The sequence below is a fragment of the Mesorhizobium sp. WSM4887 genome, assembly GCF_029625865.1.
Classification (GTDB): domain Bacteria; phylum Pseudomonadota; class Alphaproteobacteria; order Rhizobiales; family Rhizobiaceae; genus Mesorhizobium.
The window spans coordinates 287,292-299,906 of record NZ_JARTVP010000002.1 but is presented as its reverse complement, the minus strand read 5'-3'; the positions used below and the strand labels follow the sequence as shown (position 1 = coordinate 299,906).

General features: G+C 62.8%; 16 protein-coding genes and 1 tRNA gene. 13 read left to right on the top strand and 4 right to left on the bottom strand.

The window, feature by feature from the left end; genetic code table 11:
- The 7 genes from hisD to P9230_RS09645 all read left to right on the top strand — a co-directional run bounded on the left by hisD (nucleotide 1) and on the right by P9230_RS09645 (nucleotide 3,745).
- Nucleotides 1-1,293: a histidinol dehydrogenase gene (gene hisD, locus P9230_RS09675; protein WP_278118642.1), complete on the top strand. Its 1,293-nt coding sequence runs from the start codon at nucleotides 1-3 to the stop codon at nucleotides 1,291-1,293.
- A 2-nt stretch (nucleotides 1,294-1,295) separates the two neighbouring features.
- On the top strand, nucleotides 1,296-1,781 hold the full coding sequence (locus tag P9230_RS09670; RefSeq protein ID WP_066993793.1) for a UPF0262 family protein: 486 nt from the start codon (nucleotides 1,296-1,298) through the stop codon (nucleotides 1,779-1,781).
- Nucleotides 1,769-2,233 carry a low molecular weight phosphatase family protein gene (locus P9230_RS09665; RefSeq protein ID WP_082954052.1) on the top strand — a complete coding sequence of 155 codons (465 nt, stop codon included), beginning with the start codon at nucleotides 1,769-1,771 and terminating at the stop codon, nucleotides 2,231-2,233. The genes P9230_RS09670 and P9230_RS09665 overlap by 13 nt, the downstream gene beginning before the upstream one ends.
- A 196-nt stretch (nucleotides 2,234-2,429) precedes the next feature.
- Nucleotides 2,430-2,648 (top strand): translation initiation factor IF-1, encoded by a 219-nt coding sequence (gene infA / locus P9230_RS09660; RefSeq protein WP_006200926.1) that lies wholly within the window; start codon nucleotides 2,430-2,432, stop codon nucleotides 2,646-2,648.
- Between the two features lie 19 nt (nucleotides 2,649-2,667).
- Nucleotides 2,668-3,294 (top strand): Maf-like protein, encoded by a 627-nt coding sequence (locus P9230_RS09655; RefSeq protein ID WP_066993800.1) that lies wholly within the window; start codon nucleotides 2,668-2,670, stop codon nucleotides 3,292-3,294.
- The gene (yacG, locus tag P9230_RS09650; RefSeq protein WP_067328558.1) at nucleotides 3,291-3,512 is read left to right on the top strand and encodes a DNA gyrase inhibitor YacG; all 222 of its coding nucleotides are present in this window, start codon (nucleotides 3,291-3,293) and stop codon (nucleotides 3,510-3,512) included. Before P9230_RS09655 ends, yacG begins: the two co-directional genes overlap by 4 nt.
- Nucleotides 3,513-3,669: 157 nt before the next feature.
- A tRNA-Phe gene (locus P9230_RS09645) sits at nucleotides 3,670-3,745 on the top strand.
- Nucleotides 3,746-3,896: 151 nt separating this feature from the next.
- On the opposite strand, the gene P9230_RS09640 is transcribed toward P9230_RS09645, so the two are convergent.
- Nucleotides 3,897-4,103 (bottom strand): hypothetical protein, encoded by a 207-nt coding sequence (locus P9230_RS09640; RefSeq protein ID WP_066993806.1) that lies wholly within the window; start codon nucleotides 4,101-4,103, stop codon nucleotides 3,897-3,899.
- 377 nt (nucleotides 4,104-4,480) lie between these two features.
- Nucleotides 4,481-5,362 carry a hypothetical protein gene (locus P9230_RS09635; RefSeq protein ID WP_127248491.1) on the bottom strand — a complete coding sequence of 294 codons (882 nt, stop codon included), beginning with the start codon at nucleotides 5,360-5,362 and terminating at the stop codon, nucleotides 4,481-4,483.
- 153 nt (nucleotides 5,363-5,515) lie between these two features.
- On the opposite strand from P9230_RS09635, the gene P9230_RS09630 reads away from it, so the two are divergent.
- Together P9230_RS09630 and xth are read left to right on the top strand one after the other, a co-directional pair.
- Nucleotides 5,516-5,725 carry a hypothetical protein gene (locus P9230_RS09630; RefSeq protein ID WP_066993812.1) on the top strand — a complete coding sequence of 70 codons (210 nt, stop codon included), beginning with the start codon at nucleotides 5,516-5,518 and terminating at the stop codon, nucleotides 5,723-5,725.
- Between the two features lie 58 nt (nucleotides 5,726-5,783).
- Nucleotides 5,784-6,572: an exodeoxyribonuclease III gene (gene xth, locus P9230_RS09625; RefSeq protein WP_278118639.1), complete on the top strand. Its 789-nt coding sequence runs from the start codon at nucleotides 5,784-5,786 to the stop codon at nucleotides 6,570-6,572.
- Nucleotides 6,573-6,600: 28 nt separating this feature from the next.
- On the opposite strand, the gene P9230_RS09620 is transcribed toward xth, so the two are convergent.
- On the bottom strand, nucleotides 6,601-6,888 hold the full coding sequence (locus P9230_RS09620; protein WP_278118637.1) for a hypothetical protein: 288 nt from the start codon (nucleotides 6,886-6,888) through the stop codon (nucleotides 6,601-6,603).
- A complete protein-coding gene (locus P9230_RS09615; protein ID WP_278118635.1) occupies nucleotides 6,869-7,162 on the bottom strand; it encodes a hypothetical protein in 294 nt (97 codons plus the stop codon). The genes P9230_RS09620 and P9230_RS09615 overlap by 20 nt, the downstream gene beginning before the upstream one ends.
- 424 nt (nucleotides 7,163-7,586) lie before the next feature.
- On the opposite strand from P9230_RS09615, the gene P9230_RS09610 reads away from it, so the two are divergent.
- The 4 genes from P9230_RS09610 to P9230_RS09595 all read left to right on the top strand — a co-directional run bounded on the left by P9230_RS09610 (nucleotide 7,587) and on the right by P9230_RS09595 (nucleotide 12,604).
- Nucleotides 7,587-8,837, top strand: a complete 1,251-nt coding sequence (locus tag P9230_RS09610) for a phospholipase D-like domain-containing protein (protein ID WP_278118633.1) — start codon at nucleotides 7,587-7,589, stop codon at nucleotides 8,835-8,837.
- Nucleotides 8,838-9,077: 240 nt separating this feature from the next.
- Entirely contained in the window at nucleotides 9,078-9,482 is a 405-nt protein-coding gene (locus P9230_RS09605) for a DUF982 domain-containing protein (protein ID WP_095782978.1), read from the top strand.
- A gap of 462 nt (nucleotides 9,483-9,944) precedes the next feature.
- Nucleotides 9,945-10,727: a heme-binding protein gene (locus P9230_RS09600; protein ID WP_278113141.1), complete on the top strand. Its 783-nt coding sequence runs from the start codon at nucleotides 9,945-9,947 to the stop codon at nucleotides 10,725-10,727.
- A gap of 101 nt (nucleotides 10,728-10,828) precedes the next feature.
- Nucleotides 10,829-12,604: a methanol/ethanol family PQQ-dependent dehydrogenase gene (locus P9230_RS09595; RefSeq protein WP_278118630.1), complete on the top strand. Its 1,776-nt coding sequence runs from the start codon at nucleotides 10,829-10,831 to the stop codon at nucleotides 12,602-12,604.
- Nucleotides 12,605-12,615: the final 11 nt, after the last annotated feature.

Sequence of the window (12,615 nt, the reverse complement as noted above, 5' to 3'; positions counted from 1 at the left end):
ATGGCCATCACGCTTAGCCAAACCGACGCCGATTTCGAGCTGCGTTTTTCGGCATTCCTCACCACCAAGCGCGAGGTGTCGGCCGACGTCGAAGCCGTGGTGCGCGACATCGTCGCGCGCGTGCGCGCCGCAGGCGACAAGGCGCTCATCGACTACACGCTGAAATTCGACAAGGCCGATCTCAGCAGGCTCGGCATCGCCGTCTCCAGGGCCGACATCGAAAAGGCATACGCCGCGGCCGATCCAGCCACAGTCGCGGCGCTCGAATTCGCACGCGACCGCATCCGCTCCCATCACGAGCGGCAGAAGCCGAAGGACGACCGCTACACGGACGGGGCCGGCGTCGAGCTCGGCTCGCGCTGGATCGCGATCGAAGCCGTGGGGCTCTATGTGCCCGGCGGCACAGCGAGCTATCCGAGCTCGGTGCTGATGAATGCCGTGCCGGCCAAAGTCGCCGGCGTCGAGCGCATCGTGATCGTGGTGCCGGCCTCTGGCGGCGTCATCAATCCGCTGGTTCTGGTCGCGGCCGACCTTGCCGGCGTTTCCGAGATCTACCGCGTCGGCGGCGCGCAAGCCGTCGCCGCGCTCGCCTATGGCACCGAGACGATCCGGCCGGTCGCCAAGATCGTCGGGCCGGGCAATGCCTATGTCGCGGCAGCCAAGCGCCAGGTGTTCGGCAGCGTCGGCATTGACATGATCGCCGGGCCGTCGGAAGTGCTGGTCGTGGCAGACGCGGATAACGATCCGGACTGGATCGCCGCCGATCTGCTGGCGCAAGCCGAGCACGACGCATCCGCGCAGTCGATCCTGATCACCGACAATGCCGAATTCGGCACGGCGGTGGAGCAGGCGGTCGAGCGCCAGTTGAAGAGCCTGCCGCGCGCCGCGACGGCCGCGGCGAGCTGGCGCGATTTCGGCGCCGTGATCCTGGTGCCGACGATCGAGGCTTCGCTGCCGCTGGTCGACCGCATCGCGGCCGAGCATGTCGAGCTCGCCTTCGACGACGCCGAGAACTTCCTCGCCGGGATGCGCAATGCCGGTGCCGTCTTCCTCGGCCGCCACACGCCGGAAGTCATCGGCGATTATGTCGGCGGCTCCAACCACGTGCTGCCGACCGCGCGCTCGGCGCGCTTCTCGTCTGGTTTGTCCGTGCTCGATTTCGTCAAGCGCACGTCGATCCTGAAGCTCGGCCCGGAGCAGCTCAAGGCGCTGGCGCCGGCGGCCATCGCGCTCGCCAAGGCGGAAGGGCTCGACGCCCACGCACGATCGGTGGCGATCAGGCTGAACATGTAGCGATGTCCGGCCACCACCAAAACCGCGACAGGCTGATCGACGTCGAGCTCGACGAATCGATCGGGCGTTCGACGCCCGATGTCGAGCATGAGCGGGCAGTGGCGATCTTCGACCTGATCGAGGAAAACAGTTTCCGGCCGGTCAACGACGATGGCGCCGGCCCATACAGGCTGAAGCTGTCGCTGGCCGAGTCGCGCCTGGTGTTCGCCGTCAGCCGCCAGAATGGCGCCGATGTGGTTACCCACATCCTGTCGCTGACGCCGCTTAGGCGTATCGTCAAGGATTACTATCTGATCTGCGAAAGCTATTATGAGGCGATCCGCTCCTCCACGCCCAGCCATATCGAGGCAATCGACATGGGCCGCCGCGGCCTGCACAATGAGGGCTCGCAAACACTGATGGACCGGCTCGCCGGCAAGATCGAGATCGACTTCGACACGGCGCGCCGGTTGTTCACGCTCGTCTGCGTGCTGCACTGGCGGGGGTAGTCCTGGCCGCGCTGCCGCATTCGATTCTTTTTGTGTGCGGCATGAATGCCGTGCGCTCGCCGATGGCCGAGCAACTGGCGCGGCGGATGCTGCCCGCCACCACTTTCGTCGCCTCGGCCGGCGTGCGCAGCGGCGAGCGCGACCCCTTCGTCGATGCCGTGCTTGCCGAAGAGGGTCTCACGCTCGGCGAGCGGCAGCCGAGGACGCTTGACGAGCTGGAAGACGATTATTTCGACCTGATCGTGACGCTGGCGCCGGAAGCGCATCACGCCGCGCTCGAGCTTACCCGCTCGCTCGCCGTCGAGGTCGAGTACTGGCCGATGCCGGACCCGACCGACACCGGCGGCACGCGCGAGCATATCATGGCCGCCTATCGCGATGTGCGAGAGCGGCTGAAGACGCGCATAAGCCGGCGTTTCTTGCTTCCGGAAGCAAAAAACGCGACGGATTAAGCATGTTCACAAGCGGGCGATTATCATATAGGTTCCGCCGCAAATTCCGGCTGGAGTCGGACGAGTTCAGGTCTGTTCGACCTGAAATCGTCCGGCTCCAGATCAAGAGTAGAGCATGATGTCGTCCGAAAACCGCTTCACACTTTTCGGCATCATGCTCTAAGCCCCGGAACCGCCATCCAAGCAAAGGTATCGAATGCCGAAGGAAGAAGTCCTCGAATTTCCGGGCGTGGTCACGGAACTGCTGCCCAATGCGATGTTCCGGGTGAAGCTCGAAAACGAGCACGAAATCATCGCCCACACGGCCGGCCGCATGCGCAAGAACCGCATCCGCGTGCTGACCGGCGACAAGGTCCTGGTCGAAATGACGCCTTACGACCTGACCAAGGGCCGCATCACTTACCGCTTCAAGTAACAATTCGGCGCGAACCGCGATGAGCATCCTGCAGAAGCTCGTGCTTGCCTCGGGTTCGCCGCGTCGCATCGAGTTGTTGCAGCAGGCCGGCATCGAACCGGACCGCGTGCTGCCCGCCGATGTCGACGAGACGCCGCTGCGCGCCGAGCATCCGCGCTCGCTGGCGAAGCGCCTTTCCAAGGACAAGGCCGAGAAGGCGTTCGCCTCGCTGAAAAGCGAGGAAGACTATGCGCCGGCCTTCATCCTGGCCGCCGACACGGTGGTGGCAGTGGGGCGGCGCATCCTGCCCAAGGCCGAGACGATCGACGACGCGGTGAACTGCCTCGGCCTGCTTTCCGGCCGCTCGCACCGGGTCTATTCCGGCATCTGCCTGATCACGCCGGGCGGCAAGCTCAGGCAGCGGCTGGTGGAGACCAGGGTGCGCTTCAAGCGACTGCCACGCGAGGAGATCGACGCCTATGTCGCGTCGGGCGAATGGCGCGGCAAGGCCGGCGGTTATGCCGTGCAGGGCCTCGCCGGCTCCTTCGTCGTCAAGCTGGTCGGCTCCTACACCAATGTGGTCGGCCTGCCGCTCTACGAGAGTATCGCGCTGCTGTCCGGCGAGGGCTTCAAGCCGCACAAGAACTGGCACGTCGCGCGGCCATGAGCCCGGACGAAAAGGTCACGCCGCTGAGGCCGAAGCGCCCCTGCCCCGAATGCGGCAAGCCTTCGGTGCGGGAGCACTATCCGTTCTGCTCGACACGCTGCAAGGACATCGACCTCAATCGCTGGCTGAAAGGCGCCTACGTCATTCCCGGCCGCGACGACGAAGAGGAAGAAGACGGAGGCCCCAAGCAAGGCCCTTCGTCCACAGACGAGCAGTGAAGGCCCGTAGCAATACGCCGTTTCCCGGCGATTTTTCTTTATCAACACCTAAGCGCTGGACAGGGCGAATTCCCGTGCTATAACCCACGCGCTTTCGAGGGGGGCGCCACCCGGCGCTTCCGTGAAACCCGGCGGACGAGCCCGTTAGCCGGCGCAGGCCCAGATAGCTCAGTTGGTAGAGCAGCGGACTGAAAATCCGCGTGTCGGTGGTTCGAATCCGCCTCTGGGCACCATCACCCTCTTCTCCCCGCATTCGCTTTCGCCGAAGCTTCTACGCTGCAGCAAGCAGCTGGTGTTGGCGATCTTTTTGCTAGCGATGGCGCAATTTGGCGGGATTAGGAGCGCTGCGCTGGAGCTGTCACGGCTGCACGCTTGCCAGCCGGTTTAGCCGTGCCCAGGTTCTTCGAGCTTTTCCAGTCTCGCGGACAGCCGGTCAAGGTCAGTTGTGCCCTGGCCGAAAAGGCTCATGGCCCTCATGGCGACCAACTGGCGGTCTTCCTCGCTCTCAAGTCCATGCCTTGAACAATAGCGATGGACAGCTTTTGAGAGGATTTCAAGTTGGGTGGAATCCAAAACACCATGCAGGGACATGCGTGCCTCCTAGCCAGGGGCGAAAGCACGATACCGCTTTCAAGCGTCCGCTTGCCTCACTACTCGGTACGAACGACAAAGGGGTGATACGCCTCTCCGGCAAGTCGCGCGCTAACAAATGAGGCCGTGATGAAAATCGCGCCTGAGCGGTTACGTCTTCTTGAGAAGGCGCGCCTGCCGAAGAAGCGAAGCTGCGTCGATGCTGATCAAGTCGATGAGCTCGCGTGCTTGGCTGGGGGGATGCCGGTCCCGCGGGGCTGAAATCGCACCCGAAATTCCTTTTCGGCCTGTGACATTCCACCTGAACGTCGGGTACGCGAGCCTTGGCGGCGGCCCGCCTCGCTTGTCATGTGACAGCCATCATGGACCCAAGAATATCAATCGGCACTTCGCGAACGTTTTCTCCGCTCCAGGCTTTTCGCCTTTCGGCGAGCGATTCTGAGTTCGCCAAGCGTCGGCCGCCACCACCCTCTCGATCGTTCCGCTGATCCGGCAGGACGCCGCGCCGGCCATGTCTTGATCAGTTCAGCCAAGGTCGGCGGCCGCCACCTCGCCCAAACGGCGCCGAAGCCGGTCTCCATCGACTGTGGGTAGAACGGCGCCAGCTCAGAGGGGTCGGCGAGCTCGCCTGAAATCCCGGTGAAGACAACAACGTCATATTGCACCGTCGCCACGGCGCGACCGAGCGGAGGCAGGTCTTCGGCTGGAACCGGATAGCGCCGGCGCCTGCGTTCGGCATGGCGCAGCCTGGCGGCCTTGTGCTCATCGGAGTGTTTACCAGCCTCCCGCCGGCGTTTCCTCTCCTCCGGCTCGGCGCGCTGGGCGGCTCTTTCGATGCTTGGCCAACGGCGCCGCAGCTCCTCATAAGCGCGAAAAGGCACCCGCCAGACCCGCAGTTCGTCGTCCCAACTCGCCCATGGAACCGCTCGCAGTTCCTCCAGCACGGTCTTCGAATAAGGCGTGCGAATGCGCAGGTCGTCCGCGACTTCCAGATAGTGGCTCGACAGTGGATCGAAGGCGAAGGCATCCCGCCCCTTACTGTCGTCATGGGCTGCGCGAGCCGCTGTCTCCTGTGCCAGCCAGCGCTCGATCCGCCGCGCCGCCGTTTTTCCGGGCACGAACCAGCTCCTGAGCTCGTCGCTCCACCTCGCGCGCGGAAACGCAAGCTGGAACCGCTCAACTGCCGCTCGATCGTACGGGAAGCGCGCTTCGGCACCACGAGGCTTCTGCGGTTCAAAATGGGCTTCGGATTTTTCCATCGGATTGCGCTTGCTAGCTCTGCTCGCAAGGAACGCCGCGCAAGTTCCTTGGGTTCAAGCCACACAGCCGAGACAAGCCGAACTGCTCGAGGAACCGCGAGCGGAAACCTTCCCGGCATTCGACGGTTAATCCGGATCAGGAGAGGTCAGCCCATGGCGAGACGACGTGATGCAGATGAAACAGCGGCGAGCCGGCCCAGAAGGCCACGTTCGCGCCCGCTGAAAGGCGAAGAAACGGAAGTGAACCATATCGTGGAAACGCAAAACATTTCGCCGGCCCAGGCGCGGGAGCTGGTGCGGCGTCACGGAAACGATTGGCGCAAGATCGATGAGGCCGCCAAATCCTACAAGAAAGACAGCTAGTATTCCAAACCAAGTATCGGGGTGACTGCCCGGAGAGATCATCGGCCAAGATAACCGGATGACCAGGATCGCTACTTTCAACGTAAATGGCGTCAATGGGCGATTGCCGGTCCTCCTGAAATGGCTTGGCGAAACCGGCTATGACATCGTCTGCCTGCAGGAGCTCAAGACATCCGATGAGAAGTTCCCTGCCGAGGCGATCCGGCAGGCTGGTTACTGCGCCGTCTGGCATGGGCAGAAATCTTACAACGGCGTAGCGATTCTGGCCCGTGGGAAACAGCCGCAGGAGCGCAGGCGCGGACTGCCAGGCGACCCGGACGATACGCACAGCCGCTACATCGAGGCCGAGGTGGATGAGCTGGTGATCGGCTGCATCTATCTGCCCAACGGCAATCCCGCGCCTGGACCTAAATTCGATTACAAGCTGGCGTGGTTCCAGCGTTTGATCAGCTATTCCCAGACCTTGCTTAAAGAGGAAACGGTCCTGTGCGGCGATTACAACGTGGTGCCAAGCCCGATTGATGCGGTGGTGCCGGCGCGCTGGTTGGGCGATGCAGTGTTTTTCCCGCAGAGTCGTGACGCTTACGCCGATTTGCTGAAGATGGGCTGGATGGATGCGGTTCGGCAGATCCATCCCGAGAAGGGGGTCTACACCTACTGGAACTTCTCCTACCGGGGCGGTTATGACCGGAGCTCCGGCCTGCGAATGGACCATCTCCTGATCAGTCCGGCACTTTCAAACCGGCTGCGAGGGGCGGGCGTCGATGCTGCGGTAAGAGCTTTGGAAAGGCCAAGCGATCATGCCCCGGCGTGGATCGAGCTGACCTGGCCTGGAAAGCTCGACTGAGGTTCCGATGGCCTGCCCAGGAGCGGCATCAGCCCGAGCGCATCACGCCGGGCTCATCGGTCTGTTCGTGGGCTTGTCCGACAGCTTGGGGCGCGGCCACAAGGTCCTGGAATCCGATCGTGGCGACCAGATACCCCGCTTCGTCGTAGATTCTCGTAACCCACGATGTCGGGTCGACGCCTTCGACAATCCCATCGAGCATCGCCTCCTTAGCCGCGCGTTTCGCCTCGGCCTTGGCGGCATCCAAATTTTCCATGTCGACCTGGATGGCCGGCTGCGCCGTACTTTCGATGAACTCAAAACGGAACTTCGGCATTGGTTTCTCCATTCGGCGCCGCCGGGAGCGGATCGGGCGGGCTCTCAATCTTGCCGTTGCTGGAAGTTTCGTCTCCGAGCACTGTTTCCGCGATGTATTGCTTGAGATCGCCGACTTCGGCGCCGATATCCTCAGCCAGTATTCCCAGGCCTTCGGCATCGGCGATGCATTGTTCGGCGAGCTTCTCGGCGGCGATTTCGGCCGGGATTGCAGCTGCGGCTTCCGCCTTGTGCTCGTCGATCCATTCCCCGACGAAATGTGCGGTCTTGTTCACGATGATATCCGGTTCCTGAGCGGAAACCGTGTCAGCGTCAGTTGGCTTCGTGTCCATGTCTAAACCCGCCCTCTAGGATCCTTCTTCAACGCCGATTGCCTGCGAAGGATGCAGGCGTTGGTCGAAAGTTGTTATAGCTTCAGGCTTGCACTTCAGACTCCCGGCTCAAGGCTGGAACCTGCGTCAGGATCAACAGTTCTTGAGCATGGCAAATCACCCGATAACGAGTTTCCTCACCTCAATCGGCACTTTTGCGTCCCGTCCCGCCGCATTCCTGGTGCTGCTGGCCTACGCAGCACTGTGTGTCGTTTTCGATCGGCAAAGTCTGAATTGGTATGGGGCGGCCACCCTGGCGCCTCCAGCGGGCGCGTGAAAGGTGAGATTTGGTCGGAACCGGCGGAGGCTGCTCAGCAGCCTCAAGTATTTGGCCGTCGCGCTTGTCGCCAGTCTGGTCACGCTGCTCGCGATCAACTTGATCCCCGAGACCCGTGTCATCCGCACCATCGTGCCGCACCGTTTCGATGCGGCAGATCCGCAATTCGCAAGGAGCATGAGCAGCTATTCGCAGGGGCAGATGTTCGAGGCGAACGCCGTGCAGACCCTCGTCAACGGCGACGAGATTTTTCCCGCCATGCTGCAAGCGATCCGTTCGGCCCGAAAGACCATCAACATGGAAACCTACATCTATTGGTCGGGCTCGGTCGGCTACGAGTTCGCCATGTCTTTGGCTGCGAAAGCCCGAGAGGGTGTCGAAGTGCGCGTGCTCGTCGATTGGCTTGGCAGTCTTCCCTTCGATGAGAAGCTGATCCAAATCATGACGAGTGCTGGCGTTCGGTTCGAGCGCTATCGGCCGATCCACTGGTACACGCTCGACCGCGTCAACAACCGAACGCATCGCAAGCTGCTCATTGTGGACGGGCGGGTCGCCTTCACAGGCGGGGTCGGCATCGCGGACAACTGGCTGGGAGATGCGCGCAACCCCAATGAGTGGCGCGACACGCACTACCAGATCGAAGGGCCTGCTGTGCCCGGGTTCCAGGCGGCCTTCGCCGAGAACTGGCTGGAAACAGTGGGCGAGACGTTGCAGGGCGAGAACTTCTACCTGCCGCCCGAAGCCGCGGGTGCGCTCCGTGCCCAGCTGATCCTTTCTTCGCAGCCGAACGGCTCCGAAAACATGGAGCTGATGATGCTGGCCGCCATAGCCGCGGCCAAAGACCACCTGCGCATCGGCATGGCCTATTTCGTCCCGGACGACATCGCCCTGCAGCAGATATTGGACGCCAGAAAAAGAGGCGTCGCCGTCGATGTGATCGTTCCCAATTCCCTGACGGATGTTCCGATCGTCCGCAAAGCTTCGCGCTATTTCTGGGGCAAATTGCTCGAGGCCGGGGTGCGGATCTACGAGTTTCAGCCCACGATGTATCACCCCAAACTGCTGATCGTGGACGACGTCTGGGCGAGCTTCGGTTCCACCAACCTGGACCAGCGGTCTTTGCGTTTGAACGATGAGGCCACGCTCAACGTCTATGGCAAGGAATTCGCACGAACGCAGATCGACTTGTTCAACGAAGATCTGAAGCGCTCGAGGCAGATCAGCCTTGCCGAATGGAGATCGCGTCCCATGCGCGAAAAGTTCACCGATTGGCTGGCCAGCACGCTCCACGCGCAGCTCTAGTCAGCCCATGGAGCCGAACGCAAACACCAGCCGCTGCTTGTCTCTTCGGCCGCCCGTCACCCAGATCGGCGGAGTTGCCAACCCACCCCAGGTGAGCCAGGGTCGGCCGCCACGGGGCGGCTCTTGACGCCGAAAATCGCGCTTCCAATATTTCACCTCAGCGCCGCCGGCACATGCCCAACACCTTGCTGAGCATCTGTTTGGCCTGCCGGCGATTGGCGCATCAAGCGGAGGAAGGTCATGGGCCCAAATGTCTTCGGGGAGCCCGTTGGGCGTGCTTTGATTTCTCGGCAAAGCGACAACTATGGTCACGACCACGGCGCGGCAGAACCAGGCGCGATGAGCACTGATGTGTTCGCTGAACCTGTCCTTGTTGATGACGTGCCATTTGGCGTGAGGAAAATCCGTTGCGCGATGGACGCCATCGAATTCCTGGAGGAGTGGCCGTTCGAGAAGCGGTGCCGCCTGCACGGTTTGGCCAGCGATGCTTGCTGCGCGGCATATGATGGCCGCGGGCCGGTCGCCGCGGCCAGGAAAGTGTTCGTCAGCTGGGCGATCCAGACCGGGATTTGCGCGAGCGCGCCTTGCCTCGAGCTCGACGCCGCCGAGGCAGCGGATCAAGTCACAGGCAGTGGCACGTCCTGATGAGGAAGAACACGCCGACCCCATAGGAAGCAACAAAAGCAGCAGGGCCAGCCAGTAACCGGGCTGTGCGATCGGCGCGAAATCTGAACGAAGCTGCTCCATTGCCCGTCCAACGCAGGGCGGCACAGCTGGTTCCTCTACTGCACATGTCGCAAGACCAAGCAGCCGCGTACCTCCTGCTGTTGACGGCTGCAGCAATCGAGGAACGCTGGCCGCCTCCCAGGAGCGGTGATGGCACCGCCAGGTCCTTGGTGCTGTTGGGCCGGACTTCGATATGGATGCACCTGCCACACGCAATTCTTGCAGTCCCTTTCTGGGCAGCAGGAACAAAGGGGCTCGTTGTCCGTTCGGTTTCGCGCAGCAAGAGCAGGATCAGCTTGCAGAACGGCGAGACCGGAGTTTCTGCCACCAGATTTCTGTTTTCCCTTGTTGTCCGCGTTGAACAAGGTGTTCCGAAGCGCCATGCATTTCCGCCAGTGTCCGTCGGCCGCTCTTGGCCTCCTGCTCTTGGCCATCGCGGTGCTGCCACACAATCCCGCTTGGGCGCAAGCGCCCTGCCCGGCCGATCACGACAAACTGCTGTCGGCCTTGAAGGCCAATGTCAAGGCGAGTGGCGGGCCGGCAAATGGCGGCTTCGAGAGCAATGAATGGGCCGCGATCGTTGCCCGTGACGGTACGGTCTGCGCCGTCGCCTTCAGCGGCCCTACCGTGGACGCGCAATGGCCCGGCAGCCGGCTGGTCGCGGCCGAGAAGGCCAACACGGCCAACGGGCTCAGCCTGGCGAATATGGCCCTGTCGACCGCCAATCTTTATGCCGGGGTGCAACCAGGCGGGCCGCTGTTCGGCCTGCAGGCCACCAACCCCGTCAATCAGGCGGCGGCTTACGCCGGCGACGCCAAGACATTCGGCAGCCCCAATGATCCGCTGATCGGCAAACCGATCGGAGGCGTGGTGGTGTTCGGCGGAGGCCTGGCCCTGTACGACGGCAAGGCGATCGTCGGCGGCCTCGGGGTCAGCGGCGATTCCTCCTGCGCCGACCACAACGTCGCCTGGCGCGTCCGCGCAGCGCTCGGCCTCGACAAGGTTCCGGCAGGCGTCAATCCCAACCGCAAGGACGCCATCATCTACGACCTCGACCCAGGCGGCAAAAGCGCATCCGGCTGGGGTCATCCGCTTTGCGCCGGGCGCGAGGCCGACATAGCCGCCGAACTGGGCGCCAGCGTCGGAGGCTCGGTCCCGAAATGAAGGCAGCGCGACAGCTGACGGCGGGGTGTGCGCAGTCCGGACGCGCTCGCCTCACCCGGGCTGCGCGGCAATATGCGGGATTAAGCATTGTTGGGGCGATGATGCTGGCCTGTCTCCCAGTTCTGATGGCCGCCTCGGAGTCGCCCTCGACGCCTGCGATCTCGCCGCCGGCCTCCGCCGCCCCGCCCGACGACGGCCAATGGACGATGCCAGCCAAGAACTACGCCTCGACCCGCTATAGCGAGCTCGCGGAAATCAATGCAGGCAACGTCAAGAACCTGCAGGTCGCCTTCACCTTCTCGACCGGCGTGAACAAGGGCCAGGAAGCGGCACCGCTGGTGGTCGGCAGCACGATGTATATCGTGACGCCCTTTCCCAACATCGTCTACGCGCTCGACCTCTCCAAACCTGGCGCACCGATCAAGTGGAAATACGAACCCAATCCCGAGCCCGCGGCACAAGGGGTGGCGTGCTGCGACGTCGTCAATCGCGGCGCCGCCTTCACCGACGGGCGCATCTTCTTCAACACGCTGGACGGCCACACGATCGCGCTCGATGCGAACTCCGGCCAGCCGATCTGGAACACCCATATCGGCAACATCAATGTCGGCGAGACCCTCACCATGGCGCCGCTGGTGGTGAAGGGCAAAGTGCTCGTCGGCAATTCGGGCGGCGAGATGGGCGTACGCGGCTGGGTCAAGGCGCTCGACGCCGGCGATGGCCATGTCGTCTGGACGGCTTACAGCACGGGTCCCGACAAGGAGGTGCTGATCGGCCCGGATTTCAAGCCGCATTACGACATGGACAAGGGCAGGGACCTCGGTGTGACGACCTGGCCGCCGGAGGCCTGGAAGATCGGCGGCGGCAATATGTGGGGCTGGATCTCCTATGATCCCGATCTCAATCTGATCTTCCACGGCACCGGCAATCCAGGCCCCTGGAACCCTGACCTGCGCCCCGGCGACAACAAATGGACATCGGGCATTTTTGCCCGCGATCCCGATACCGGAGCGGCCAAATGGTTCTATCAGTGGACGCCGCACGATCTGCACGACTATGACGGCATCAATGAGCAGATCCTGCTCGACATGAACTGGCAGGGCAAGCCGCGCAAGGTGCTGGTCCGGCCGGAGCGCAACGGCTATCTCTACGTCCTTGATCGCACCACCGGCGAGGTCCTGTCCGCAAAACCCTATGGCCCCGTCAACTCCAGCAAGGGTGTGGATCTCAAGACGGGCAGGCTGTTGGCAAACCCCGACAAGAAGACCGGGACCGGCAAGGTCGTCCGCGACATCTGCCCGACCGCCTCGGGGCTCAAGGACTGGCAGCCTTCCGCCTTCTCGCCGAAGACGGGCCTGCTCTACATCCCGCACAACAATCTGTGCATGGACGAACAAGGCGTCGAGGTGAACTACATCGCCGGCACACCCTATGTCGGAATGAACGTGCGCATGATCCCGGGCCCCGGCGGCAATCGCGGGGCCTTCACCGCGTGGGATATCGCCGCGGAGAAACCGGCCTGGAGCCTCAAGGAAAACTTCCCGGTATGGAGCGGCGCGGTCGTAACCGCCGGCGATATCGTCTTCTACGGAACCATGGAAGGCTGGTTCAAGGCCGTCAGCGCGAAGACCGGCGAACTGCTTTGGCAGTTCAAGACCTCCTCCGGCATCATCGGCCAGCCGGTGACTTATCGCGGCCCCGACGGACACCAATATGTCGCGATCCTGTCCGGCGTCGGCGGCTGGGCCGGCGCCATCGTCTCGGGCGATCTCGACCCGCGCGATGCCACTGCTGCCCTCGGTTTCGTCAACGCGATGAAGGACTTGAAAAACACGACAACGGCGGGAGGCACGCTCTATGTGTTCCGACTGCCTTGATGCATTCAAAC